The 25,265-nt window shown below is 72.6% G+C and carries 20 protein-coding genes; 8 read left to right on the top strand and 12 right to left on the bottom strand.

The annotated features are described in order from the left end of the window. The first annotated feature begins 112 nt into the window (after positions 1-112). Positions 113-1,102 (top strand): hypothetical protein, encoded by a 990-nt coding sequence (locus tag ACFY8U_RS19305; RefSeq protein ID WP_389571618.1) that lies wholly within the window; start codon positions 113-115, stop codon positions 1,100-1,102. A 4-nt stretch (positions 1,103-1,106) separates the two neighbouring features. Here the strand turns inward: ACFY8U_RS19305 and ACFY8U_RS19300 are convergent, their stop codons facing one another. The 5 genes from ACFY8U_RS19300 to ACFY8U_RS19280 form a co-directional block, all read right to left on the bottom strand. Further along, a complete protein-coding gene (locus ACFY8U_RS19300) occupies positions 1,107-2,246 on the bottom strand; it encodes a serine hydrolase domain-containing protein (protein ID WP_389571615.1) in 1,140 nt (379 codons plus the stop codon). Between the two features lie 94 nt (positions 2,247-2,340). After that, positions 2,341-2,808, bottom strand: a complete 468-nt coding sequence (locus ACFY8U_RS19295; protein ID WP_389571613.1) for an NUDIX hydrolase — start codon at positions 2,806-2,808, stop codon at positions 2,341-2,343. Between the two features lie 9 nt (positions 2,809-2,817). Next, complete coding sequence (locus tag ACFY8U_RS19290) at positions 2,818-3,297, bottom strand: HPP family protein (protein WP_389571611.1); 480 nt, start codon at positions 3,295-3,297, stop codon at positions 2,818-2,820. Continuing rightward, positions 3,294-4,160: a pyridoxamine 5'-phosphate oxidase family protein gene (locus tag ACFY8U_RS19285; protein ID WP_389572089.1), complete on the bottom strand. Its 867-nt coding sequence runs from the start codon at positions 4,158-4,160 to the stop codon at positions 3,294-3,296. Before ACFY8U_RS19285 ends, ACFY8U_RS19290 begins: the two co-directional genes overlap by 4 nt. Positions 4,161-4,287: 127 nt before the next feature. Then, positions 4,288-4,743 carry a VOC family protein gene (locus ACFY8U_RS19280; protein WP_361435062.1) on the bottom strand — a complete coding sequence of 152 codons (456 nt, stop codon included), beginning with the start codon at positions 4,741-4,743 and terminating at the stop codon, positions 4,288-4,290. Between the two features lie 120 nt (positions 4,744-4,863). Between ACFY8U_RS19280 and ACFY8U_RS19275 the strand changes: the two genes are divergently transcribed. The 5 genes from ACFY8U_RS19275 to pepN all read left to right on the top strand — a co-directional run bounded on the left by ACFY8U_RS19275 (position 4,864) and on the right by pepN (position 14,279). After that, positions 4,864-5,406, top strand: a complete 543-nt coding sequence (locus ACFY8U_RS19275) for a CGNR zinc finger domain-containing protein (RefSeq protein ID WP_389571608.1) — start codon at positions 4,864-4,866, stop codon at positions 5,404-5,406. 189 nt (positions 5,407-5,595) lie between these two features. Next, the gene (locus ACFY8U_RS19270; protein ID WP_389571605.1) at positions 5,596-8,913 is read left to right on the top strand and encodes a S8 family serine peptidase; all 3,318 of its coding nucleotides are present in this window, start codon (positions 5,596-5,598) and stop codon (positions 8,911-8,913) included. Between the two features lie 215 nt (positions 8,914-9,128). Further along, positions 9,129-10,145: an aspartate-semialdehyde dehydrogenase gene (locus ACFY8U_RS19265; RefSeq protein WP_361678462.1), complete on the top strand. Its 1,017-nt coding sequence runs from the start codon at positions 9,129-9,131 to the stop codon at positions 10,143-10,145. Positions 10,146-10,324: 179 nt separating this feature from the next. After that, complete coding sequence (locus ACFY8U_RS19260) at positions 10,325-11,653, top strand: TerD family protein (RefSeq protein WP_389571603.1); 1,329 nt, start codon at positions 10,325-10,327, stop codon at positions 11,651-11,653. Between the two features lie 52 nt (positions 11,654-11,705). Then, positions 11,706-14,279 carry an aminopeptidase N gene (gene pepN / locus ACFY8U_RS19255; protein WP_389571600.1) on the top strand — a complete coding sequence of 858 codons (2,574 nt, stop codon included), beginning with the start codon at positions 11,706-11,708 and terminating at the stop codon, positions 14,277-14,279. A 131-nt stretch (positions 14,280-14,410) separates the two neighbouring features. Here pepN and alc read toward each other — a convergent pair whose 3' ends face one another. From alc to ACFY8U_RS19235, 4 genes are all read right to left on the bottom strand, one after another. After that, entirely contained in the window at positions 14,411-15,547 is a 1,137-nt protein-coding gene (gene alc, locus ACFY8U_RS19250; RefSeq protein ID WP_389571599.1) for an allantoicase, read from the bottom strand. Between the two features lie 90 nt (positions 15,548-15,637). Further along, entirely contained in the window at positions 15,638-16,558 is a 921-nt protein-coding gene (locus ACFY8U_RS19245; protein ID WP_389571596.1) for a LysR family transcriptional regulator, read from the bottom strand. A 35-nt stretch (positions 16,559-16,593) separates the two neighbouring features. Continuing rightward, entirely contained in the window at positions 16,594-17,553 is a 960-nt protein-coding gene (locus ACFY8U_RS19240; protein WP_389571593.1) for a DMT family transporter, read from the bottom strand. Positions 17,554-17,578: 25 nt separating this feature from the next. Beyond that, entirely contained in the window at positions 17,579-18,511 is a 933-nt protein-coding gene (locus tag ACFY8U_RS19235; protein ID WP_389571590.1) for an EamA family transporter, read from the bottom strand. 153 nt (positions 18,512-18,664) lie between these two features. Between ACFY8U_RS19235 and ACFY8U_RS19230 the strand changes: the two genes are divergently transcribed. Then, positions 18,665-19,180 (top strand): MarR family transcriptional regulator, encoded by a 516-nt coding sequence (locus ACFY8U_RS19230; protein ID WP_361605532.1) that lies wholly within the window; start codon positions 18,665-18,667, stop codon positions 19,178-19,180. 95 nt (positions 19,181-19,275) lie between these two features. Here the strand turns inward: ACFY8U_RS19230 and ACFY8U_RS19225 are convergent, their stop codons facing one another. The 3 genes from ACFY8U_RS19225 to ACFY8U_RS19215 are packed head-to-tail and all read right to left on the bottom strand — an operon-like array spanning position 19,276 to position 21,891. Continuing rightward, the gene (locus ACFY8U_RS19225) at positions 19,276-19,512 is read right to left on the bottom strand and encodes a hypothetical protein (protein ID WP_260226244.1); all 237 of its coding nucleotides are present in this window, start codon (positions 19,510-19,512) and stop codon (positions 19,276-19,278) included. Positions 19,513-19,532: 20 nt separating this feature from the next. Continuing rightward, positions 19,533-21,617, bottom strand: coding sequence for a 4-alpha-glucanotransferase (gene malQ / locus ACFY8U_RS19220; protein ID WP_389571586.1), 2,085 nt, complete (start codon positions 21,615-21,617; stop codon positions 19,533-19,535). Positions 21,618-21,663: 46 nt separating this feature from the next. Next, positions 21,664-21,891: a hypothetical protein gene (locus ACFY8U_RS19215; RefSeq protein ID WP_361608450.1), complete on the bottom strand. Its 228-nt coding sequence runs from the start codon at positions 21,889-21,891 to the stop codon at positions 21,664-21,666. Between the two features lie 254 nt (positions 21,892-22,145). On the opposite strand from ACFY8U_RS19215, the gene ACFY8U_RS19210 reads away from it, so the two are divergent. Beyond that, positions 22,146-25,217 (top strand): beta-N-acetylglucosaminidase domain-containing protein, encoded by a 3,072-nt coding sequence (locus ACFY8U_RS19210; protein WP_389571583.1) that lies wholly within the window; start codon positions 22,146-22,148, stop codon positions 25,215-25,217. The last annotated feature ends 48 nt before the right edge of the window (positions 25,218-25,265 follow it).

Raw genomic sequence — 25,265 nt, 5'->3', positions numbered from 1 at the left:
GTCGTGCATTGTCGGCAGTCGAACGTGCGTACTTTAGGACGAGGATGTCCCGGTTTGGCGACGCGCTTGTAACAGCGGTTAGGGGAGGCTCGGGGAGCGGAAGACCCCCCGCATGAACCACAACACCCCCATCACCCCCCGGCCCCTCCCCCTCCCCTCCCTCGCCGAGGAGGGCCAACGCGTGGCGTCCACCGCGCAGTTGCGCGAGCAGGGGCTGTCCGGTGCCGACATCGCCGCGCACTGCCGGCCCGGCGGCGAGTGGCAGCAGATCCTGCCCGGCGTCTTCCTGCTCCGCCCCGGGCAGCCCACCAGCGAGGACCGGCTGAGGGCCGCACTGCTCTACGCCTCCGCGCACGGCGCCGAGGCGATGATCACCGGCCTCGCCGCACTCGCCCTGCACCGCTTCTCCGCCGCTCCCCCGCTGACGGCTGTCGACCGGATCGACGTGCTGGTCCCTCGCACCCGCAGACTGCGCTCCACCGGCTGGGTGCGGGTGGTGCGCGCCCCGGAGTCGCCCGAGCCGCTGGACGTGGCCGGGGTACCCCTCGCGCCGGTCGCCCGCGCACTGGCCGACGCGGTGTCCGGTCTGACCGACGCGGGCGTGGTGCGCCGGCTGCTCACCGAGGCCGTACGCGGTGGTCACTGCGAACCCGGCGTGGTGGTAAGGGAGTTGAACCGCGCCCGGCTGCTCAGCCGGCCGCACGTAGTGGACGCCGTGGACTCGCTCCTCGCGGAGGGCCGGAGCATCGCGGAGGAGCGGCTCTACGAGATGGTGCGGGAGTTCGCCCTGCCCGACCCGCTGTGGAACGTGGATCTGCGACTGCCGGGCGGCCCGCACCTCGGCGGCCTGGACGCCTACTGGCCGGAACACGCGGTGGCGGTGGAGCTGGACACCCGGGCGCCCAGGCAGGACGACGACGCGCTGTGGTCGGAGTACACCCGTAAGCGCGAGCACCTGGAGCGGCTCGGCATCACGGTCGTCCACATCACCCCGCGCAAGCTGCGCGAGGCGATGGACCAGCAGGCCACCGTGGTCCGTACGGCCCTGATGGCCGCGACGGACCGGCAGCCCGCCGCGTATGTCGTCGTCCTGCCCCGGTGACGTCTCAGCCTCGGCCGCAGAACTCGGCCTCGACGACGGTCTGGCTGTCCCCCGTCCAGTCGGCGTTGAAGTTCATGGCGAGCGAGTGCTCGCCGTCGCGGGTGGAGACGGCCTGCGAGGAGGAGCCGTGGATGCCGCCGCCGTGGCCCCACACCTCCTTGCCGCAGCTCAGCTTCACCTTCATCAGTCCGAGGCCGTAGAAGAACTCCGGGTTCTCGGCGCCGACCGGCACGGCGCGCGTCATCTCGCGCATCTCGGCCTTCGGCAGCAACTTCCCCTTGAACAGGGCCCGGTAGAAGGTCTGCAGATCGTTGGAGTCCGAGATCATCTCGCCCGCCGCGCCCGCGAGGCTGGGGTTCAGCTCGGTGACGTCGTGGACCGTCGGCGCGTTCGGGTCGAGCGAGAGCTTCGAGTACGCCCGTGAACTCGGCTGCGGCACCGTCACGGTCGTGCCGGGCACGCTGGTGGCCCGCAGCTTCAGCGGCTTGAGGATCCGCCGCTCGACCTCCTTGCCGTAGGGGCGGCCGGTCGCCTTCTCGATCACCATGCCGGCGAGGACGTAGTTGGTGTTGGAGTAGCTCCACGAGGTGCCCGGGGCGAAGTCCGGCTCGTGGGTCATCGCGACCGCGACGAGCTGCTCCGGGGTCCAGGTGTCGTAGCGGTGCTTCAGGAAGTCCGGACCGAAGACCTTCTGCTGGAAACCGGGGTCGGAGGTGACGTCGTAGACGCCGCTGGTGTGGTTGAGGAGCTGGCGGACGGTGATCCTGCGGCCGTCATGGCCGTTGCCGCTGACCACGCCCGGCAGCCACTTCTCGACGGGGTCGTCGAGGTCGAGCCGGTTCTCGGCCTGGAGCTGGAGGAGGACGGTCGCCACGAAGGTCTTGGTGATCGAGCCGACCCGGTAGCGGTCCTTGCCGCCTCGTTCGCCGGCGGTCCCGGTCCAGGCGGCGTGACCGGTCCGCGCCTGGGCGACGGCGCCCGGCACACCCGCCTCGACCGCCGCGTCGAGGGCCCGCTGGGTGGCGGTGTGGTCCGGCTTCTTCGGCGCGGTGGCCGCGACGGCGGGCGCGGCGAGCGCTCCGGCGGTGAGGGCGGCCACGGCGGTGGCGGCGAGGACGGTGCGGGCGGCGCGTACGGATGTCATGCGGGTTCCCCTGTGTCGTGTGCGTACTGCGGTCACGGGAGGGGACCCGGCGGCGGGCGGGGCGGTTGAGCGGGCTTCCGAGGTTGAGCGGAATTCAGCCGTTCGCGGGATCGGCAAGGCGGGAGCGGCCGACCGGCGGGCGTTCGCGCCACAACTGCATTCCGATGTCGACGAGTTCGACGCGGGTGAGGTCGGCGACGGAGGCGAGCGGATGCCAGGCGGCCAGGTCGGTGGAACCGTCGGTCTCGTTGCGCAGGGAGCCGCCGGTGACCCGGCTCTCGTAGATGATCCGCAGGCCCTGGAAGTCGCCGGCGTCGCCGAGCCGGCGGAGCCGGCCACGCCGGATGGAGTCGATGCCGAGCAGGGCGACCGGCTCGGTGAGATAGCCGGTCTCCTCCTCGACCTCGCGGACGACGGTGTCGACCGGTTCCTCTCCGTGATCCATCCCGCCGCCGGGCAGGGTCCACCGCTTGGCGCCCGCGCGGTCCACCCAGCGGGCGAGGAGTATCTCGTCGTCACGGACACACACGGCGTAGGCCGCCACCCTCAACTCCTTCTTCATGAGCCGAGGTTAGAACCAGTACGCGGGGTATGTCCGCCCGGTTGCGCGGGCGCCCGCGAGACCGACGGCGACGAGCAGGAGGCTCGCGAGGGCGAGCAGGGCGAGGAAGGTCCAGAACGGCGGGTTCTCGACGGTGACGATCACGGCCGTGGCGGCGGCGGGCGAGTGCGGGGTGCGGGCGGCCATCATGACGCCGAGCGCGAGGCCCCCGGAGAGGGCGGCGCCCCAGAGGGTGGGGCCGGTGACGAGGAGGACGGCGAAGCCGGTGAGCGCCGAGAGGAGCTGGCCGCCGACGACCGAGCGGGGCTGGGCGAGCGGCAGGTCGGGGGCGCCGGCCACCAGCGCCATGCTGGCCGCTAGGGGCGGGATCAGCAGGGGCTGGTGGAGCACGGTGCCGAGGGCGACCAGGGCGAGCAGGGCGGTGACGCTGACGGTGGTCGCCAGGGCCACGGCCCGGGGGTGAGGCCGGGCGGGGACGGCTGTGGTCATGCGGGGTCCTGGGGAAGGGGCGGGTTGGCGGGTGAGTACTCGGGCTCCGACCAGCGCAGGGGGCTCGCGGACGGGATCTCGACGGTCCGCCGGATGTGGAACCGGGTGGTGCGGATGCCGTCGGGGCCGTAGTCGGTGTGGGCCGTGCCGGACAGCTGGAGCGTGGTGCCGGTGCGCCAGTCGACGAAGAGCAGGCCGGCGCGGTCGTCGGACTCCAGGTTGCCGAGGGTCAGGAACATGGCGTTGCCGGGATAGTCCCGCCAGCTCAGCTCGGTGGGGCCGGTGACGCCCACGAAGCCGGGGAAGCCGCCGCGGTGGCTCGCGTCGACGCCGTCGGGGGCGGTGGTCGCGATGAAGAAGGTGTCCGCGGCGCGGACGAACCGCTCCTGGGCGGCGGTGAGCGCGGTGCCGCGGAGCGGGTCGCCGGGCGGGGTCGTGAGGTCGGGCGCGTACAGCTCGCGCTTCTGGAGGTACTTCGGGCAATTGGAGAAGACCTGCTCCGCCTCGACGGTGAAGCCGCGGGCGCTGGGGCGGGCGATGCCGTTGAGGCGCATACGGCGGCGGGTGCGGGGGTCGAGGGCGATCGTCCCGACGGGTGCGGGTCCGGGGGCGGGGGCCGGGGCGGCGACCGAGATCGTGTGCGGGCCGGTCGCCCGGGCGAAGCCGGGCGGGCCGGTGAGCAGGGTGCTCCAGACATGCCCGTCGCCGTCCGCCGCTGCGAGCACCAGCATGGGCTGGAGCTCGAGGAAGGCGGCGGCGACGGGGCGGATGCCGGTTCCGATGGAGCGGCCGATGTGGTCGGCGATGCCGGTGACTCCGAAGCGCTCCTGGATGGCGCGGGAGCCCGGGTTGTACGGGTCCATGTCCGGGGCCTTTCGTGTGGCGCCCGCGCCGGGGCCCGGGGTGCGGGCCCTCGGCGCGGGCAGCGCGTCCGTGGCGTCGTGCCCACCGTCCCGCCCTGCGGGACGATCGCCCACGACGCAGGGCCTTCTAGAAGAAGCCGCAGGTGGGGGCGGACTCCGTCGGGGCATGCGTGCCTTCCGCGCCCGTCGGGGCGAAGATCTCCAGGCGGGTGCCGTCGGGGTCGTGGAAGAAGATGCCGCCCGAGGAGCCGCCCTCGGAGTGGGGGACCACGCCCTCGTAGGCGAACGCGGTGCCGCGCTCCTTCAGGGCCGCCTCGGCCGCCTTGACCCGGTCGATCGACTCGGCCTCGAAGGCGAGGTGGTGCAGGCCCGCGCGGCCGGAGTCGTACGCCCCCTCCGCCTGCTGCCAGAGCGTGACGACGAGCTTGCCCCCCTGGCCCAGGAACGCGTACCGCCGCCCGTCCTCCTTGCCCTCGCCGAGCACCTCGAAGCCCAGCACGTTCCCGTAGAAGTCGAGCGAGCGCTCCAGATCCGTGACGTTGAGCCCGATGTGGTTGGTGACCAGCGTTCCGATCGCCGACATGGCGGTTCCCCTCTCAGCACATGAGTACTAACCTCTGAGATCGACATTAGAGGTTAGAACGCCATCGTGCAACCGGTCACGTAACCTTGAGGGGTTAGTTCTACGAGGAGGATGTCCGCCATGACCGTTCCCGACCCTCGGCCCCTTGTCGGCGAGCCCGTCTCCCTCGACCTGCTCAACACCCGCTGGATGCTGGACGGCGCGCGCCAGGACCTCCTCACGGACACCGAGGGTCTGGCCGTCTGGCTCCGCGCCAACGGACTCGACGAGCGCTTCACCGCCGACGCGGCCACCCTCCGCCACACGCTCGCCGCCCGCGACGCCCTCTCCGGCCTCGTCGACCGGCCCGGCGACCCCGCCGCCACCGCCCGCGTCGACGCCGTCCTCGGCCACGGCCGCATCCGCGCCACGCTCACCGCCGAGGGCCCCGGCGAGCGGCCCGAGTTCGCGGACGTCACCTGGGGCCCCGGCTGGACGGCGGCCCGCGACTACCTCGACCTGCTGCGCACCGCACCGGACCGGATCCGGTCCTGCGCCCACGACGCGTGCATCCTGCACTTCTTCGACACCTCGCGGAACGGCACCCGGCGGTGGTGCTCGATGGCGGTCTGCGGCAACCGGGCCAAGGCCTCGCGGCACTACGCTCGTACAAAGGAAAACTAACCACCCGGCCAACTCGCCCCACTTGCGGGCGATTCCTTCCCGATGGCGCATGTCCCGCGGTGGCGGATGTGCGCCATCGGCACATCCCGCCACCTGACAACTCTCCACAAACCCCTGTCACTTGCGAAAGGCTGAGCGGTCATCCGGTACCGAAATCCGGACCCTCTTCTTTCACCAACAGGGATGTAAATGACCACCCCCGAATCTCAGAGCTCCATACCCGGGCGCTCGACCCCCGGACACAGACGCGCGGCGCGCATCGCCGCCGCCGCCGGACTCGTGACCGCGCTCATCGCGGCCGGTGCGGCTCCAGTCCTGGCCGCCGATGACCCGGCGACCACACCTCCGGTCAAGTCCTCCGACTCCGCCGACAAGCTCGGACCGACGGACGCCCAGCGCCTCACCGAGGCCGAGGCGACCGGCGAGAAGAACGTCACGATCCTCGTCGCCACCGCCCCCGGCGCCACCGAGCAGGTCGCCGGCCAGCTCGACGCCGTCCAGGGCGCCTCGGTCGGCAAGCGGAACGACAAGCTCGGCTACGTCCGCGCCACGGTCCCGACCGCGAAGGCGGAGGCCGCCATCACGGCGGCCACCAAGCTCTCCTCCGTCCAGTCGATCGACCTCCAGGCCGAGATCAAGCTGGACGACCCGACCCCGGACGCGGGCACCACCGGCGCCGTCGAGGGCACGACCGTCTCCACGACGTACCCGGCCCCGGGCAAGAACACCCCGGCGAAGAACCCGTACAACCCGTCCCACGAGACGGGCGCGGTCGAATTCGTCGAGGACAACCCGCGCGCCGACGGCCGCGGTGTGACCATCGGCATCCTCGACTCCGGTGTCGACCTCGGCCACCCGGCGCTGCAGAAGACCACCACCGGCGAGCGTAAGATCGTCGACTGGGTCACCGCCACCGACCCGCTGACCGAGGGCGACGCCACCTGGCGCGCCCAGATCACCCCGGTCGCCGGCCCGGTCTTCACCGCCTCCTCGCAGTCCTGGAAGGCGCCCGAGGGCTCCTACCAGTTCAGCCGCTTCAACGAGGCGATCACCGCGGGCGGCGACCCGGCTGGTGACATCAACCGCGACGGCGACACGGCCGACCTCTTCGGCATGCTGTACGACCCGGCCGCCGGCACCGTCCGCGTCGACAGCGACCAGAACAACGACTTCACGGACAACGCGCCGATGAAGCCGTACAAGGACGGGTACCAGATCGGCTACTTCGGTACCGACAACCCGGCCACCGAGGTCGTCGAGAAGACGCCGTTCGTCGTCGAGATCCGCAAGGACGTGGCGATGGACCCGCTCGGCGGGACCTGGGTCGGCAAGAAGGCCGACTTCGTCAACATCGGCATCGTCGAGTCCTCCCACGGCACGCACGTCGCCGGCATCACCGCCGCGAAGGGCCTCTTCGGCGGCAGGATGAACGGCGCGGCCCCGGGTGCGAAGATCGTCTCCTCGCGCGCGTGCACCTGGACCGGTGGCTGCACCAACACCGCCCTCACCGAGGGCATGACGGACCTCGTCGTCAACCGTGGCGTCGACATCGTCAACATGTCGATCGGCGGTCTGCCCGCGCAGAACGACGGCGACAACGTCCGCGCCCGCCTCTACACCCGTCTGATCGACCAGTACGGCGTGCAGCTGGTGATCTCGGCCGGCAACTCCGGTCCGGGCATCAACACGATCGGCGACCCCGGCCTGGCCGACAAGGTCATCTCGGTCGGCGCGGCGATCTCCAAGTCGACCTGGGCCGCCAACTACGGCTCGGCCGTCACCAAGTCGTACGCGATGTTCCCCTTCTCCTCGCGCGGTCCGCGTGAGGACGGCGGCTTCACCCCGACCATCACCGGTCCGGGTTCGGCCGTGAACACCATCCCGACCTGGCAGGCCGGCGCCGGCGTGCCCGAGTCCGGCTACGCGCTGCCCGCCGGTTACGGGATGCTCAACGGCACCTCGATGTCCTCCCCGCAGGTCGCGGGCGCGAGCGCGTTGCTGCTCTCCGCCGCGAAGCAGAAGCGCATCGAGCTCTCCCCGCTCAGCCTGCGCACCGCGCTCACCTCGACCGCCGACCGGATCTCCGGTGTCGCGGCCCACGAGCAGGGCTCGGGTCTGATCGACATCAACGACGCCTGGGAGTCGATCAAGGACGGCGCCACGGCGCACGAGTACAAGGTCGAGGCTCCGGTCGACACCGCGATCTTCCCGGCCCCGCACACCGGCACCGGTGTGTACGACCGTGAGGGCGGCCTCAAGGTCGGCCAGAAGAAGGTCTACGACGTCACCATCACGCGCACGACCGGCCCGAACCGGGCCATCGAGCACGAGCTGGAGCTGAAGAACAACGACGGCACCTTCCGGATCCTCGGCGACGACGAGGTCGACCTGCCGCTGAACCAGCCGGTCACCGTCAAGATCCAGGCCCGGCCGACCTCGGCCGGCGTGCACAGCGTGATCCTGGAGGCGGACGACGACCGCACCGAGGGCGTGGACAAGCAGATCCTCGCCACCTCGGTCGTCGCGAGCGACCTGGCCGCGCCCGGCTACGGCTTCTCCGCGTCCGGCTCGGTCCAGCGCAACAGCCACAAGTCGTACTTCGTGACCGTGCCGGAGGGCGCCAAGACTCTTGAGGTCGCCCTCGGCGGTCTGAAGGAGAAGAGCCAGACCCGGTTCATCTCGATCCACCCGTACGGCGTGGCCTTCGAGTCCACCGCGTCCAACGTCTGCTACCCGCACTACAACCCGGGCAACGGCTGCCGGGCGGACCTGCGTTCGTACGCCAACCCGACGCCGGGCGTCTGGGAGATCGAGGTCGAGGCGCGCCGCACCTCGCCCGACCTGGACAACCCGTACAAGCTGGACGTCTCGGTGCTCGGCGCCGACTTCGACCCGGCCGTCCAGACCGTCGCCGAGGCGAAGGTCGGCACGCCGGCCGCCGTCGAGTGGACCGTCACCAACACCTTCGCCGGCATCGACGGCAAGCTGAAGGGCGGCTCGCTGGGCTCTGCCAAGGTCGAGACGCCGACGATCAAGCACCACGAGCAGCAGATCAAGACCGTCACCATCGGTGAGGGTGTCGAGCGGCTCGACGTGGCGATCGGCAACACCTCGGACAAGGCCGCCGACCTGGACCTGACGGTCCTGCGCGACGGTGTTCAGGTGGGCCAGGCCGCCGACGGTGACTCGGAGGAGGCCGTCTCGCTCGTCAAGCCGGCCGCCGGTACCTACACCGTCGTGATCGACGGTTACTCGGTGCAGGCCGAGGGCGGTACGACCTTCGACTACAAGGACGTGTACTACTCTGCCGCGCTCGGCAGCGTCCAGGTCGACGCGTCCAAGAGCTACCCGCTGGCCAGCGGCGCGACCGCGAAGGTCGCCGCCGAGGTGCTGGTCGCCGGTGCCGCGCCCGAGGGCCGGCAGTTCTTCGGCGAGGTCCAGCTGCTGAACGCGCGCGGTACTGCCGCGGGCGCCGGCAGCGTGGTGATCGGCAAGGTCACCCCGTAACACCGCTGTACGAGTGAGGGGCGGGCACCGGAACCGGTGCCCGCCCCTTCCCCGTCTCCGCCTACGTCCGCTGACGTCCCGGCCCCCTGTCCCGGCCTGCGCCCCAGCCCCGTCGCCCTACCGTCCCGATCCTCGGACAATGGATTGGACAAGGCGGGCCAGGACATACGCATCATGGACGGCAGCAGCCTGCACAAACGTACGGAGGAGTCCCCGTGAAGGTCGGAATCGTCGGAGCCACCGGTCAGGTCGGCACAGTCATGCGCAGCATCCTGGCCGAGCGGAAGTTCCCTGTCGACGAGCTGCGGCTCTTCGCCTCCGCCCGCTCCGCCGGCACCGTCGTCGACGGGATCACGGTCGAGGACGCGGCCACCGCCGACTACACCGGTCTGGACATCGTCCTGTTCTCCGCCGGCGGCGCGACCTCCAAGGCGCTCGCCGAGAAGGTCGCCTCCCAGGGCGCCGTCGTGATCGACAACTCCTCCGCCTGGCGCCGCGACCCCGAGGTCCCGCTGGTGGTCTCCGAGGTCAACCCGCACGCGATCAAGGACCGCCCCAAGGGCATCATTGCCAACCCGAACTGCACCACGATGGCCGCCATGCCGGTCCTCAAGCCGCTCCACCAGGAGGCCGGCCTGACCGCGCTGGTCGCCACGACCTACCAGGCCGTCTCCGGCTCGGGCGTCGCGGGCGTCGCCGAGCTGCGCACCCAGGCGTGCGCCGTCGCCGAGAACGCGGACCAGCTGGCGTTCGACGGCGAGGCCGTGGAGTTCCCCGAGCCCGCCGTCTACAAGCGTCCGATCGCCTTCAACGTGGTCCCGCTGGCCGGCTCGATCGTCGACGACGGCACGTTCGAGACCGACGAGGAGCAGAAGCTCCGCAACGAGTCCCGCAAGATCCTGGAGATCCCCGAGCTGAAGGTCTCCGGCACCTGCGTGCGCGTGCCGGTCTTCTCCGGCCACTCGCTCCAGGTCAACGTCCGCTTCGACCGTCCGATCAGCGTCGAGCGCGCCTATGAGCTGCTCAAGGACGCGGAGGGTGTCGAGCTCTCCGAGATCCCGACCCCGCTCCAGGCGGCCGGCAAGGACGTGTCGTACGTGGGCCGCATCCGGGTGGACGAGACGGTCGACAACGGCCTCGCGCTCTTCCTCTCCAACGACAACCTGCGCAAGGGTGCCGCGCTCAACGCGGTGCAGATCGCGGAGCTGGTCGCGGCGGAGCTGAAGGGCTGACGCCGTTCGGTACGGGATGGGGCGGCTGTCCGGGAGGACGGCCGCCCCTTCGGCGTACCGGCCCGGCGTTCCGTCCCGGGGTCCCGTCCTGGCGTCCCGGCCTGTCGTCCCGTGGTCACGGTCCGGCGGAATTCGGACAGCGCGTTCGAAGCCGGGCCTTCGGGTGACAGGATCCGACCATGACCCAGCTGTCCGAGGGCGCCGCTCTCCCGGTGCCCGCCCAGGCTCTCCAGGTCGCCGTCACCTGGCAGACCGTCCCCGGCGCGCCCGAGGTGGACGTCTCCGCGCTGCTGCTCGACGGCGGCGGGCGGGTGCGGGGGGACTCGGACCTGGTCTTCTACAACCACACCGAGCACCCCTCCGGAGCAGTGCGGCATCTGGGGAAGTCGGCGCCGGGCGCGCCGGGCAGCGCGGCCGCGGACTGGCTGTGGCTGCATCTCGCCAGGATGGAGCGCGAGGTCGACCGCGTGGTGGTCGCCGCCTCCGTGGACGGCGGGTCCTTCGGGCAGGTCCGGGGCCTGGACGTGCGGGTCACGGATCTCTCGGGCGCGCCCGTCTCGTACTTCGCGATCGGCGGCGCGACGACGGAGACGGCGTTCGTCTTCGGCGAGTTCCGGCGGCGGGAGGGCGGCTGGACGTTCCGGGCGGTGGGGCGCGGGTACGGCTCCGGTCTCGCCGGGCTGGCGACGGACTTCGGCATCGTGGTCGAGCCCCCGCCCGCCCCGATCCCAGGCCCCGGCTACGTGCCCCCGCCCGCACCGCGACAGGCGCCGGGGTACGGAACCCCGCCCACGCCCGTACACAGCCAGACCTACGGAACCCCGCCCACCCCCGTACACAGCCAGACCTACGGAACCCCGCCCACGCCCCGGCCGGCGCCCGGGTACGAGACCGCGGCCCTGCCCGTCCCGAGCCACGGGCACGTGGCCCCCGCGGTCTTCGACCCCCTCTCGTCCTCCTTCCGGCCCTCCGTCCACCAGGGCCGCGGCAAGGAGACCGTGCACTGCGACCCCGCCATCCCGCCGGGCTGGGCGCTCCTGGAGATCGAGTCGTACCACTCGATCTCCACCACCATCGAGTCCTGCGACGCCCACGGCCGCGCCGAGGACTTCCTGCTCATGGCCTACGAGGACGACGTCCGCGCCCGCACCGTCGCCCTCGTCCCGCCGGACCGGCCCCTGACCCTGCGGGTCGACGCCGACACCCCGTGGACGTTGCGCGTCCTGCCGCTCGCCCACGCCCGCCGTTTCGACAGCCATATCGAGGGCCACGCCCACGACCTCGTCGTCTACGACGGGCCGCCCGGCGTCCTCGACTTCTCCCACCACGGCGCGTCCCCCTTCACCGTCCATCAGCACACCCCTCCGCGGGAACCCGAGTACGACGCGGAGGACCAGGAGCTGCTCGTCGACGAGATCGGCGAGGTCCGTGTCAGCGCGCCCGTGACGGGTCCGGGACTGCTCCGGATCAGCGGCGACGGACCGTGGAAATGTGCGATGCGGCGCTGAGGTACGGCGTGGAAGGATGAGCCAAACATCACGAAACCGAGGAGTTGACCGGGTGCCTGGCACAAACCTGACCCGTGAAGAGGCGCAGCAGCGGGCGAAGCTGCTGACCGTGGACGCGTACGAGGTCGACCTCGACCTCTCCGGTGCGCAGGAGGGCGGCACCTACCGGTCCGTCACCACCGTCCGCTTCGATTCCGCCGAGGCCGGTGCGGAGACCTTCATCGACCTCGTCGCCCCCGCCGTGCACGAGGTCGTTCTCAACGGCCACGCGCTCGACGTCGCCGCCGTCTTCCGTGACTCGCGGATCGCGCTGGCCCATCTGCACCAGGGCCCGAACGAGCTGAAGGTCGTCGCCGACTGCGCGTACACCAACACGGGCGAGGGTCTGCACCGGTTCGTCGACCCGGTCGACGACCAGGCGTACCTGTACACCCAGTTCGAGGTGCCGGACGCCCGCCGCGTCTTCGCCTCCTTCGAGCAGCCGGACCTGAAGGCGACCTTCCAGTTCACCGTGAAGGCGCCGAGCGGCTGGACGGTGATCTCCAACTCGCCGACGCCGGAGCCCAAGGACGACGTGTGGGTCTTCGAGCCGACCCCGCGGATCTCGACGTACATCACCGCGCTGATCGTCGGCCCGTACCACTCGGTGCACTCCTCGTACGAGAAGGACGGCCAGACCGTTCCGCTCGGCATCTACTGCCGTCCGTCGCTGGCCGAGTTCCTCGACGCGGAGCACATCTTCGACGTCACGCGCCAGGGCTTCGACTGGTTCCAGGAGAAGTTCGCGTACGACTACCCCTTCGCCAAGTACGACCAGCTCTTCGTGCCGGAGTTCAACGCGGGCGCCATGGAGAACGCGGGCGCGGTGACCATCCGCGACCAGTACGTCTTCCGCTCGAAGGTGACGGACGCGGCGTACGAGCGCCGGGCCGAGACGATCCTGCACGAGCTGGCGCACATGTGGTTCGGCGACCTGGTCACCATGGAGTGGTGGAACGACCTGTGGCTGAACGAGTCGTTCGCGACCTTCACCTCGGTCGCCTGCCAGGCGTCCGTGGAGGGCACGCGCTGGCCCAACGCCTGGACGACCTTCGCCAACGCGGAGAAGACCTGGGCGTACCGCCAGGACCAGCTGCCGTCCACGCACCCGATCATGGCCGAGATCAACGATCTCGAGGACGTGCAGGTCAACTTCGACGGCATCACCTACGCCAAGGGCGCCTCCGTCCTGAAGCAGCTGGTCGCGTACGTCGGCCAGGACGAGTTCTTCAAGGGCGTGCAGGCGTACTTCAAGCGTCACGCCTTCGGGAACACGCGCCTCTCCGACCTGCTCGGCGCGCTGGAGGAGACCTCCGGGCGTGATCTGAAGGCCTGGTCGAAGCTGTGGCTGGAGACGGCCGGCATCAACATCCTGCGCCCGGTGATCGAGACCGACGCGAACGGCGTCATCACCTCGTTCGCCGTCAAGCAGGAGGCCCCCGCGCTGCCCGCGGGCGCCAAGGGCGAGTCGACGCTGCGTCCGCACCGGATCGCGATCGGCTTCTACGACCTGGACGCGGCCGGCAAGCTGGTCCGCACGGACCGGGTCGAGCTGGACGTCACCGCCACCGAGCTGACGAACGTGCCGCAGCTGGAGGGCAAGGCGCGTCCGGCGGTGGTGCTGCTTAACGACGACGACCTGTCGTACGCCAAGGTCCGGCTGGACGAGGTGTCGCTCAAGAACGTCACCGAGCACCTCGGCGACTTCACCGAGTCGCTGCCGCGCGCGCTGTGCTGGGCCTCCGCCTGGGACATGACCCGCGACGGCGAGCTGGCCACCCGCGACTACCTGGAGCTGGTCCTCTCGGGCATCGCCAAGGAGACCGACATCGGCGTGGTCCAGTCGCTCCAGGGCCAGGTGAAGGCCGCTCTCGACCTGTACGCGGCGCCGGAGTGGCGCGAGGCCGGGCTGACCCGCTGGACGGACGCGACGCTGGCGCACCTGCGCGCCGCCGACGGGGGCAGCGACCACCAGCTCGCCTGGGCGCGGGCCTTCGCGGCCACCGCCCGCACCCCGCAGCAGCTGGACCTGCTGGCGGCCCTCCTGGAGGGCGGCGAGTCCATCGAGGGCCTGGCGGTCGACACCGAGCTGCGCTGGGCGTTCGTACAGCGTCTGGCGGCGACCGGCGTCTACGACGAGCCGGAGATCGCGGCCGAGCTGGAGCGGGACAAGACCGCCGCGGGCGAGCGGCACGCGGCGACCGCGCGGTCGGCCCGTCCGACGGAGGCGGCGAAGGCGGAAGCCTGGGCGTCGGTCGTGGAGTCCGACAAGCTGGCGAACGCCGTGCAGGAGGCGGTGATCGGGGGCTTCGTGCAGACCGACCAGCGTGAGCTGCTCGCCCCGTACACGGCGAAGTACTTCGCCTCGATCAAGGGCGTCTCGGAGACCCGGAGTCACGAGATGATCCAGCAGATCGTGGTCGGGCTCTACCCGACGATCCAGGTCTCGCAGGAGACCCTGGACGCCACGGACGTCTGGATCGCGGCGAACGACCCGGCGCCGGCGCTGCGGCGTCTGGTGACGGAGTGCCGTGCCGGCGTGGAGCGCGCCCTGAAGGCGCAGGCGGCGGACGCGGCCGCCGCGTAACGGCGGCTCAGCCGAACGAAGACGAAGGGGCACCCTCCCCCACGGAGGTGCCCCTTCGTCCGTTCGAGTCCGCTCGGCGGGCGGGCGTCGGCGCGCAGCCGCCCGCCGGGCGGAGACCTGGGTCCGGCGGCTCAGCCCCCGAGCGCCGCGTAGCGGGCGCGCAGGTCGGCCGTGCCCTGCTCGGTCAGCGCGCCGTGGAGGCGCATCCGGGCGACACCGCCGTCGGGGAAGGCGTCGAGGCGGACGTGGGTGACGACGGCCTGCGCGGGGAGCTTGAAGCGGTGCAGGGTGTCGGGCTGCAGCCTGGTCCGGGGGATGATCTCGAACCACTCGCCCGTCTCGCCGTTCCGGCCCTGGAGGGCGATCCAGCCGGCCGAGTTGCCCTTGAGATACGCGGTGTCGATCTCGACGGCGCGTACGGCACCCTGGGCGGCGAGCCGGAAGCGGACCCAGTCGTTGGTGCCGCGGACCCGGCGGCGGCGGTTCTCCCAGCCGTCGTCCATCTTGCGGGAGGTGCCGGGCAGGATGATCTGCGTCGGCGAGGAGTAGAACTTGTCCGACGCGTCCTCGTACACCCCTCCGTTGAGTACGGAGATCAGGTCGAGGGTGCCGAGCAGTTCCAGCCACTCGGGGTCCGGGACGACCTCGCCGTGGACGCGCAGGCGCGCGATGCCGCCGTCGGGGTGCTGGCAGACGCGGACATGGGTGAAGCGGCGCTCGACGTCGATCCCGAAGCCGTTGGCGGCGTGGCCGCGGACGGGGGTGGGCGGGACGATCTCCTCCCACTTCACGTCGTCGGCGAGCAGCTGCTCGGGGCTGGGCGATCCCTCGACTGCGGTGGCCTGGATCGACACCCGCTGCGGATAGTTGCCGCGGAAGTGGGCGGTGTCGACGATGATGCCGCGGATCACGCCGGGGGCGCCGAGGCGGACGATCGCCCAGTCGTGGTCCTCAAGGGCGGGGAAGACGTTCTCGGCGTCGGCGCCACGGCGGCGGCGGGTCTCCCAGCCGTCCATGATCTTGCCCCTATGGCCGAAGTGCTCCGGGTCGAAGACGGCGCGCTCGCGGACGAGGAGGTTCTCGCGCTCGGCGAAGAACTCGTCGTTGGCGGCGACGACACCGGCGCCGAGGCGGCGGTCGGCCAGGTCGACCAGCTCGGTGAAGGGGAAGTCACCGGTGCGGTAGTCGGCGTACGGGTCGCCTCCGGCGTAGGGGGCGGCGTCGTTGGCGTGCGGGTCGGCGGTCACGGCGTTCTCGTCGAAGCTCATGCCTCGACTGTGCCGGGCGGGAGCACCCCGGTCCATCGAATGTTTTCGACAGGTACTTTCAGCTGAACTGAACGATCAGCTCCTGCGGTACTACTGCACCGTCTCGCGCTGGACGGCCGCCTGCCGGAGCGCGGCGAGCACCCGTGCCACGGCGGGGCCCTCCTCGGCCCCGCGCCGTACCGCTGCGACGACATGGCGGCGCGGCTGGTCCGCGGAGAGGACCCGCATCACGATCCCGCGCTCGCCGCGGCGCTCGGCGGAGGCCATCCGGGGCACCAGGGCGACGCCCATCCCGGCCTCGACCATGGCGAGGATCGCGGTCCAGCCGGCGGCGCTGTGCGCCTGCTCGGGCACGAATCCGGCTGCCTCGCAGGCGGCGGTGGTGATCTCGGACCAGGGCCCTGAGCCGCCGAAGATCCAGGGCTCGGCGGAGAGGTCGGCGAGCCTCAGCCCGGGCGCGTCGGCGAGCGGATGCCCGGCGGGCAGGGCGACGTCCAGCGGGTCGGCGAGCAGCGGGACGCGGCTGAACTTGGGGTCGCGCGCGGAGGGGGCGTGGGCGGCGAGCGAGAGCGCCAGGTCGACGTCGCCGGCGGTGAGCAGTTCGTACGCCTCCGCCGCCTCGGCCTCGCGGATGCGGACGTCGAGGCCGGGGTGGGCGGTACGGAGGTGCTGCACGGCGGGGACGACGAGGGCGGGCACGGCCGTGGAGAACGCGGCCACCCGCACCTGGCCCGCCTCGCCGCGCAGATAGCCGTCCAGTTCGGCGTCGGCGCGCTCCAGCTGGGCGAAGACGGCCTCGGCGTGACGGAGGACGAGATGCGCGGCGTCGGTGAGGCGCACCCGGCGGCCGTGCGCCTCCAGGAGCGGGACACCGAGCTGCTTGGCGAGGTTGCTGAGCTGCTGGGAGACGGCCGAGGGGGTCATGAGAAGCGCCTCCGCCGTGGCGGTGACGGTGCCGCGGTCGCGGAGCGTGCGGAGGATCTGGAGCTTCTTGATGTCCCACTCGGTCATGGGCCGCAACCTACCCGGGGTCGCGGCCCGACCGTTCACGCGCGACCGCGCGGGGTCGTGCTCACGCCCGGGGGCCGCGCACTCGCCAGCGCCACCCCGCCCAGGATCAGCGCCATGCAGGCGCCGCCCACGATCCCCAGCTCCTCGCCGAGCAGGGCGTACGAGAGCAGGGCCACGCAGACCGGCTGGAGGTAGTAGACGACTCCGGCGCGGGCCGCGCCGATCAGGGCGATGGCCCTGTTCCAGGCGAAGAAGGCGACGGCGGAGGAGAGGACGCCGACGTAGAGCAGAGGGCCGACCGTGCCGATTCCGGGCTCGAAGCCGCCCTGGACGGCGAGGCTGACCCCGTAGACCGGGAGCAGCATCAGGGCGCCGAGCACGAAGGTCGTGAAGAGGAAGGCCAGGGCGCCGATCTCGGCGGGCTTGCGCTTGAGCAGGGCGCTGTACGAGGCGAAGGAGAGGGCGGCGCCGAACATCCACAGGTCGCCCGCGGTGAGGTCGGCGGCGAGGGAGCCCTTGCCGACGAGGAGCAGCACACCGAGCGCGGCGAGGAGCATCCCGAAGGTGCGGCGGGCACCGAGGCGTTCGCCTCCGAGCCGGGAGAAGAGCGCCATGATCACCGGGGAGGCGGCCATGATCATGCCCATGTTGGAGGCGGTCGTGGTCAGTCCGGCCTGGTGCACGAGGGTGTTGTAGAGGGCGACGCCGAACAGCGAGGCCAGCGCGACGAAGCCGAAGTGGCGGCGGATCAGGTGCCGCTGCCGCCACGCCTGCCGGGCCGCGAGGGGGGCGACGGCGAGGAGGGCGATGACCCAGCGCCAGAAGACGGCCTGGACCGGCGGGACGGAGTCGGCCATGTCCCGGGTGGCGACGAAGCTGCCGGACCAGACGACCGTGGCGAGGAGCGCCATGAGCAGTCCCACGCCCGCGCCCCGCGCGAGGACGCGCGGGGCGGTGGCGGGCGTGGCGGGGCGGACGCGGGCCAGGAGTGCCACGGTGATCCTTCCGGTCGGTGAGGCTCTACCGTCGCACCGAGGAAACCTCCAGGTCCATCGAAAGTTTCCGACTCTTCTGTTCAGCTGAACTGAACAATTTGGGGGTACGAGGGCTGAGCTGGCCGACCAGGGTGGCGCCGAAGGCGACGGCCATACCGACGAGCTGCACGGGACCGAGCGCCTGGCCGAGCGCCACCCAGCCGACGACGGCCGCGGTGATCGGCGACAGCGGACCGAGGAGGGTCACCGAAGAGGCGCTCAGCCGCTCGATGCCGCGGAACCAGAGGAAGTAGGAGATCGCGGTGTTGCCCAGGGCGAGGTAGGCGTAGCCGAGGAGGTTCGTGGAGTCCAGGGCGGGCGGGGCGCCCTCGACCAGGGCGGCGATGGGCAGGATGACCAGGCCGCCGGCGGTGAGCTGCCAGCCGGTGAGCGCCAGCGCGCCCACCCCTTCGGGCCTGCCCCAGCGCTTGGTGAGGACGACTCCGGCCGACATCGAGAGCGCCGACAGCAGCCCCGCGAGCACTCCGACCAGATCGAGGGAGGCGCCCGCTTTCAGGACGACCAGGCTGACACCGAAGGCGGCGGCGACGGCGGTGAGCAGGGAGCGCGCGGTGGGCCGGTCGCCGAGCAGGAGCGCTGCCAGGCCGACCACGAAGAGCGGGCCGACGGAGCCGACGACCGCCGCCACACCGCCGGGCAGCCGGTAGGCGGCGAGGAAGAGCAGCGGGAAGAAGGCGCCGATGTTGAGGGCCCCCAGGACCGCGGCCTTCCACCACCAGGCGCCCCGCGGCAGCGTGCGGGTGACGGCGAGCAGCAGCAGCCCCGCGGGCAGCGCACGCATCAGGCCGGTGAAGAGCGGGCGGTCCGGCGGCAGGAACTCGGTGGTGACGAAGTAGGTGGAGCCCCAGGAGATCGGGGCGAGCGCGGTCAGGGCGACGACGGCGGCCTTGCGGGACATGACAGGTCCCCCCTTGGTCCGGAGTGGTTCCGAGTGGCTTGGTGATAAGTAGCTTACCGCTAAGCTACTTATTGGCAAGTGACTTACTTGCAAGCATCTTGCTTCCCAGTCACTTGCTTGCCGCCGAGTCGACCCGGACTGGAGACTGCCGTCATGAACAGCACCGAACCCCCCGCGCACGACGCCGTCGACGCGATCACGGACCAGTGGGCGGCCGTCCGCCCCGACCTGGACACGCTCCCCATGGCCGTCTTCGGGCGGATCTACCGGCTGGCCGCGGCGATGCGCGGCAAGGTGGACAAGGCGTACTCCCCCTACGGGGGCATGGCGCTCGGGGAGTTCGACGTCCTGGCGACACTGCGCCGGTCGGGTGAGCCCTACACCCTCTCCCCGCGCGAGCTCACCGCCACGCTGATGATCACCACGGGCGGGATGACGGGCAGGCTGGACAAGCTGGAGAAGGCAGGGCTTCTCAGCCGCAGCCCGGACCCGAACGACCGGCGCGGACTGCGGGTGACGCTCAGCGAGCGCGGGCGCGAGCTGGTGGACCAGGCGGTGGGAGCGGGGCTCGCGCAGCAGCGGGAGGCCCTGGAGGCCGCGCTCACGCCCGAGGAGGCGGAGCAACTGGCGGGCCTGCTGCGCAAGCTCCTGGCCACGACGGTGGCGTGAACGACGACCGCGTGAACGACGGGCGCGTGAACGCACACGAGGGCGCCGCGCCGGTACTCATGTACCGGCGCGGCGCCCTCGGAAGCGGCTGGGCCTCAGGCCTTCTTGGGCCTGTCGGACTTGTCGAGCACCATCACGAGACCGGCGATCACCAGGAACAGCACGATCGGCGCGGCCACGAACAGGCCGAGGGTCTCGACGACACTCAGCTTGGGGGCCGGGTCGTCACCGTCGTCGCGGGTGAGCGCGAGCGCCGGGGACGACATGAGCAGCATCATCAGCGTCGTACCGGCCGCGACAGCACCGGCGCGCAGGGCGTTCTTCTTGTCCACGGTGCAAACGTAGCGAACACCTAAACGGGCCGCGCGTCCGGGGGTGCCGTACGGACGCCCTCCGGGGATCGGAAGACCTCCAGGAGCCGGTGCAGCCGGGGCGAGGCGGCCAGTTCCTCCAGGGTGAGCGGCTGGCCCTCGGGGCCCGCCACCGGCAGCCGCCAGTTGGGGTACTGGTCCCAGGTCCCGGGCAGGTTCTGCGGCCGACGGTCCCCCACCGTGTCCGGCAGCCACACCCCGACCATCGCGGCCGGGGTCCGCAGCAGGAACCGGTGGACGGCCCGTACCTCGGCCTCCTCGTCGCCAGGGCCCTCCGGGAGCAGCCCCAGCCGCTCCAGGTACGTCAGCCACTCACCGACCTCGGCCGTGTCCCGGGCGCGCTCGCGCCCCAGGTCGCCGGTGAGCAGCCCGAGCCGGTGGCGCAGGGCGACATGGTCGCCGGAGAGCCGGGCCGCCGTGGAGGGGAGGTCGTGCGTGGTGGCGGTGGCCACGCAGTCGGCGCGCCACTCCTCCGGAGCCAGCGGCCGGCCCGTGCCCGACCAGTCCCGTTCGAACCAGAGCACGGACGTGCCGAGCACCCCGCGCCGCGCGAGCTGGTCGCGTACCCCCGGCTCGACCGTGCCGAGGTCCTCGCCGATGACGACCGCGCCGGCCCGGTGGGCCTCCAGGGCGAGGACCGCGAGCATCGCCTCGGAGTCGTAACGGACGTATGTGCCCTGGGTGGGCTCGCACCCCTCGGGGACCCACCAGAGCCGGAACAGGCCCATCACATGGTCGATGCGCAGGGCGCCCGCGTGCCGCAGCAGCTCCCGCAGCAGGCCGCGGTACGGGGCGTAGCCGGAGGCGGCGAGGGCGTCCGGGCGCCAGGGCGGCAGACCCCAGTCCTGGCCACGGGAGTTGAAGGCGTCGGGCGGGGCGCCGACCGACATCCCGCCGGCGAAGGCGTCCTGGAGCGCCCAGGCGTCGGAGCCGTCCGGATGCACACCCACCGCGAGGTCGTGGACGATCCCGACCGCCATCCCCGCCTCCCGTGCGGCCTCGCTCGCGGCCGCCAGCTGGCGGTCCGTCAGCCAGGCCAGCCGGCAGTGGAAGTCGACCCGGGCCGTCAGCTCGTCGTCGGCGCGGACGGCCGCGGCGGCGGAACGGGGGTCGCGCAGCTCCTCGGGCCAGGACCGCCAGTGGTGCCCGTGGCGCTCGGCGAGCGCGCAGTAGGTGGCGTGGTCCTCCAGGGCGCGGCCCCGCTCGGCGAGGAAGTCGCCGTACTCGGCGCGTCTGCCCGGGCCGAGCTCCACCGTCCGTACGAGCTCCAGGGCGCGCCGCTTGACCTCCCACACCGCGTCCCGGTCGATCAACGCGCCCTTGCACAGGACGCGTTCGCGCAGCTCGGCGGCGTCCCCGGCGATCGCGTCCAGCGCGTCGCGGTAACGCGGGCCCACGAGGCCGTACTCGGGGATGTCCTCGATCCGCAGATGGACCGGGTCGGGGAAGCGGCGGGAGGACGGGCGGTACGGGGACGGGTCGGTGGGCGCGCCGGGCACGGCCGCGTGCAGCGGGTTGACCTGCACGAAGCCGGCGCCGTGCGACCGGCCCGCCCAGGTGGCCAGTTCACGCAGGTCACCGAGGTCCCCCATGCCCCAGGAGTGGGTGGAGAGCACCGAGTACAGCTGGGCGAGCAGCCCGAACACGCGCCGCTCGGGCCGGGGCACGCGCGCGGGGGCGACGATCAGCGTGCCGGCGCCGTCGCGCCCCTCGGGGTCCCGGGCCTCGACCCGGTGCACGCCGGGCGGCAGGCCGTCCCAGTGGTCGCCCTCGACGATCTCCCCCGACTCGGTGGTGACCCGCAGCCGGGTGCCGGGCGGAAGGCCCTGGGGTGGCCGGACGGGGCCGTCCTGCCAGCGCACCAGCGTGGGCGGGAGCAGCTGTTCCCGCTCGGCCCGCTCCGCCGCTTCCAGAGCGGCGGCGACCGCCTCCGGTGTGCCTGCGTCCACGTCGAGGGCGGCGAGCACGGTCACGACGGTGGCGTCGGGCACCTGGACGGTGACGCCCGCGGAGGGCTCGTACGCGGTGGCGACGCCATGGAGGGCGGCGAGGCGGGCCAGGGTCACTTCACACTCCAGAGGTCTGGGACGGTGGTGGCGGCCGGCCCCGCGGTCACACTCCGGGGGACTCCGTGCCGCCCGCGGTGCCGGGGGCGGTGGGTTCGCTGGTGAGCGGCGCCACCGAGGTCAGGGGCGGCTCGCTGGTGAGAGGGGCCGCCGAGGTCAGGGGCGGTTCACTGGTGAGAGGGGCCGCCGACGTCAGGGGCGGCTCGCTGGTGAGGGGCGCTGCGTGGGCGAGGGGCGGCTCGCTGGTGAGCGGCGCCTGTTTCAGCTCGGGTATCTCGAGGGCGTGGGGGGCGGTGGTGGTCACGGGGGCTCTCCCGGTTTCGTCGCGAACAGGTGGAACGACAGAGCCCTACCCACCGCACCCCGTTTTACCGGCGGAAGTTGGCGAAGCGGTGCCACCTCGCCGGAAGACCGGCGGGCAAACCCGACACTTCGGCCACGCGCATTGACACCCCTGCCGGACGGGTGGTGGGCTCGTGACCCACTCGTGACCCAGAGGCGACGTCACCCACAGGAGAGAGGGGCCCCGTGCACCTCGGACGCAGGAAGCGGACCGCGACGGCCGTGGCCGCAGCGGTGATCGGCGGACTCCTCGGCAGCGGCCTCACCGGCGCCGCCCAGGCCGCCCCGGTCTCGCCCGTCACCACCCCCGACGTACCGCAGAGCCCGGCCGGACCCGACGTCTGGCCGCGCCCGCAGTCGCTGCGGGCCGCCGGTCCCGCCGTGCCGCTGGGCGACGAGGTGACCCTCCTCACGGACGCCGGCGCCGACCCGTACGCCGTCGCCGCGCTCCGCGAGGTACTGCGGGCGGCGGGGGTACGGACCGTCCATACGTCCCTGCCGGGCGGCGGGACCGTGATCCGGGCGGGCTCCGCCGCCTCCCAGGAGGCCCTGCGGGCGCTGCGCGTCGCCGAGCGGGCCGATCTGCCGCGCGGCGGCTACCGGCTCGCGACGGGGCGCGTGCAGGGCCGGGACACCGTCGCCCTGGACGGGGTCGGCGAGGACGGCCTGTTCCACGCCGTACAGACCCTGCGTCAGCTGATCGACGGCGCGCCGGAGGACGAGCGGCGGATCCCCGGCGTCGTCGTCCGCGACTGGCCCGGCACCGCCGTGCGCGGTCTGACCGAGGGCTTCTACGGCCGCCCCTGGAGCCAGGAACAGCGCCTCGCCCAGCTCGACTTCATGGGCCGCACCAAGCAGAACCGCTACCTCTACGCACCCGGTGACGATCCGTACCGCCAGGTCCAGTGGCGCGACCCCTACCCCGCCGAGCAGCGCGCGGAGTTCCGGGCGCTCGCCGAGCGGGCCCGCGCCAACCATGTGACGCTCGCCTGGGCCGTGTCGCCCGCCCAGTCCATGTGTCTCGCCTCGGGCGACGACGTGAAGGCGCTCACCCGCAAGATCGACGCGATGTGGGCGCTGGGGGTGCGCTCGTTCCAGCTCCAGTTCCAGGACGTCAGCTACAGCGAGTGGCACTGCTCGAAGGACGCGGACACCTTCGGGCGCGGGCCGGAGGCGGCGGCGACCGCCCACGCGCGCGTGGCGAGCGAGGTGGCCCGTCATCTGGCCGCCCGGTACCCGGACGCGCCGCCGCTCACGCTGATGCCGACGGAGTACTACCAGGACGGCGCGACCGCCTACCGCACCGCGCTCGCCGCGGCGCTGGACGACCGGGTGCAGGTCGCCTGGACCGGCGTGGGCGCCGTCCCGCGCACGATCACCGGGAGGGATCTGGCGGGCGCCCGGGACGCCATGGACCACCCGCTGGTCACCATGGACAACTACCCGGTCAACGACTACGCCCAGGACCGGCTCTTCCTCGGGCCCGCCATGGGCCGCGAGCCGGCCGTGGCGGCCGGCTCGGCCGCGTTCCTCGCCAACGCCATGGAGCAGGCCGCCGTCTCCCGGATCCCGCTCTTCACCGCCGCGGACTACGCCTGGAACCCGCGGGGTTACCGGCCGCAGGAGTCCTGGCGGGCGGCCGTCGACGAACTGGCGGGACCGAACCCCGCCGCCCGCGAGGCGCTGCGGGCTCTGGCCGGCAACGGCGCCTCCTCGATCCTCGACCCGGCGGGCGAGTCGGCGTACCTCAAGCCGCTGATGACCGCGTTCTGGAACAGCCGTACGGCCCAGGACGGGGCGGTACGGGAGAAGGCGGGGCGCGAACTGCGCGCGGCGTTCACCGTGATGCGGGAGGCTCCCCGGCGGCTCGCCGCGACGGCCGACGGCACCCTGGACGACGAGGTCGGCCCCTGGCTGGAGCAGCTGTCCCGCTACGGCCTCGCGGGCGAGACCGCGGTCGACATGGTGCTCGCCCAGGCCCGTGGTGACGGCGCGGCGGCCTGGCAGTCGCAGCTGCAGCTGGAGTCGCTGCGCGAGGCGCTGAAGGGGAGCGGGGTCACCGTCGGCAAGGGCGTCCTCGATCCCTTCCTCACGCGCGCGGTGACGGAGTCGGCGGCCTGGACGGGCGCGGACCGCGAGCGCCGCGCCGGCCGCACGGCGGACCGGGAGCGGGACGCGTACACCGTCCGGCTGGACCGCTCGCGGCCCGTGGAGGCGGTGACGGTGATGACGGAGCCGGGCTCGGGCGAGTCGGCGCGCGTGGAGGCGTACGTCCCCGGCGAGGGCTGGCGGTCGCTCGGCCCGCTCTCCCCGACCGGCTGGACACAGACGGACGTGAAGGGGCTGCGCGCGGACGCGGTACGGATCGTGTGGAACGGCGCGGACGGGCGGGGCGACCCGCGGGTGCGCTCCCTGGTGCCGTGGTTCGCGGACGAGCCGCCCGCCGAGCTCGAGCTGGCCCGCGCGGAGCTGGACGCCGAGATCGGCGGACCCGCGGGACGGGTGGACGTGCGGCTGGTGGGCCGGAGCACCGACGAGGTGCGCGGGGCGCTGACGGCGCGGGCGCCGAAGGGGATCGAGGTCCGGCTCCCCAAGGAGGCACGGGTGCCGCGCGGCACGCGCGCGACGGTGCCGCTGGAGGTGTCGGTCGCACCGGACGTGCCCGCGGGCTCGTACCAGGTGCCGGTGTCCTTCGCGGGCGAGGAGCGGACCCTGACGGTCCGCGCCTTCCCGCGCACGGCGGGCCCGGATCTGGCGCGTACGGCGACGGCCTCGTCCTCCGGTGACGAGACCCCCGACTTCCCGGCCGTCTCGGCCCTGGACGGCGACCCGGCCACCCGCTGGTCCTCCCCTGCCGAGGACGGCGCGTGGTGGCAGCTGGAGCTGGCGAGCCCGGCCCGGATAGGGCAGGTGGTCCTCCACTGGCAGGACGCGTACGCGTCCCGTTACCGCATCCAGGTCTCCGCCGACGGCCGCAACTGGCGCACGGCGGCGACCGTCGCCGAGGGCCGGGGCGGCCGCGAGAGCGTCCGCATGGACGCGGCGGGCACCCGCTTCCTGCGGGTGCAGGGCGACAGGCGGGCGACGCAGTACGGCTACTCGCTCTGGTCGGTGGAGACCTACGCGGTGGCCCCGCCGGAGGAGCCCGTCACGCCCGTCACGCCCGGGACGCCCGTCGCGCCCGTCACGCCCGGGACGTCCGGTGAACCGGAGCAGCCCGAGCAGCCCGAGCAGCCCGAGCAGCCCACGGACCAGTAGGGGGCGCCCTCACCGGCGCGCCCCCCGTGTCGACGGCGACCCGGGCAC

This window comes from Streptomyces sp. NPDC012508 (assembly GCF_042902595.1).
Classification (GTDB): Bacteria; Actinomycetota; Actinomycetes; order Streptomycetales; family Streptomycetaceae; genus Streptomyces.
This window is presented reverse-complemented; position numbering and strand designations above follow the sequence as displayed.

What these genes read in the sequence shown, in the direction of transcription:
- ACFY8U_RS19305 (WP_389571618.1), top strand. Translation starts at nt 113, where the DNA reads ATGAACCACAACACCCCCATCACCCCCCGGCCCCTCCCCCTCCCCTCC.
- ACFY8U_RS19300 (WP_389571615.1), bottom strand. Translation starts at nt 2,246, where the DNA reads ATGACATCCGTACGCGCCGCCCGCACCGTCCTCGCCGCCACCGCCGTG.
- ACFY8U_RS19295 (WP_389571613.1), bottom strand. Translation starts at nt 2,808, where the DNA reads ATGAAGAAGGAGTTGAGGGTGGCGGCCTACGCCGTGTGTGTCCGTGAC.
- ACFY8U_RS19290 (WP_389571611.1), bottom strand. Translation starts at nt 3,297, where the DNA reads ATGACCACAGCCGTCCCCGCCCGGCCTCACCCCCGGGCCGTGGCCCTG.
- ACFY8U_RS19285 (WP_389572089.1), bottom strand. Translation starts at nt 4,160, where the DNA reads ATGGACCCGTACAACCCGGGCTCCCGCGCCATCCAGGAGCGCTTCGGA.
- ACFY8U_RS19280 (WP_361435062.1), bottom strand. Translation starts at nt 4,743, where the DNA reads ATGTCGGCGATCGGAACGCTGGTCACCAACCACATCGGGCTCAACGTC.
- ACFY8U_RS19275 (WP_389571608.1), top strand. Translation starts at nt 4,864, where the DNA reads ATGACCGTTCCCGACCCTCGGCCCCTTGTCGGCGAGCCCGTCTCCCTC.
- ACFY8U_RS19270 (WP_389571605.1), top strand. Translation starts at nt 5,596, where the DNA reads ATGACCACCCCCGAATCTCAGAGCTCCATACCCGGGCGCTCGACCCCC.
- ACFY8U_RS19260 (WP_389571603.1), top strand. Translation starts at nt 10,325, where the DNA reads ATGACCCAGCTGTCCGAGGGCGCCGCTCTCCCGGTGCCCGCCCAGGCT.
- alc (WP_389571599.1), bottom strand. Translation starts at nt 15,547, where the DNA reads ATGAGCTTCGACGAGAACGCCGTGACCGCCGACCCGCACGCCAACGAC.
- ACFY8U_RS19245 (WP_389571596.1), bottom strand. Translation starts at nt 16,558, where the DNA reads ATGACCGAGTGGGACATCAAGAAGCTCCAGATCCTCCGCACGCTCCGC.
- ACFY8U_RS19235 (WP_389571590.1), bottom strand. Translation starts at nt 18,511, where the DNA reads ATGTCCCGCAAGGCCGCCGTCGTCGCCCTGACCGCGCTCGCCCCGATC.
- ACFY8U_RS19230 (WP_361605532.1), top strand. Translation starts at nt 18,665, where the DNA reads ATGAACAGCACCGAACCCCCCGCGCACGACGCCGTCGACGCGATCACG.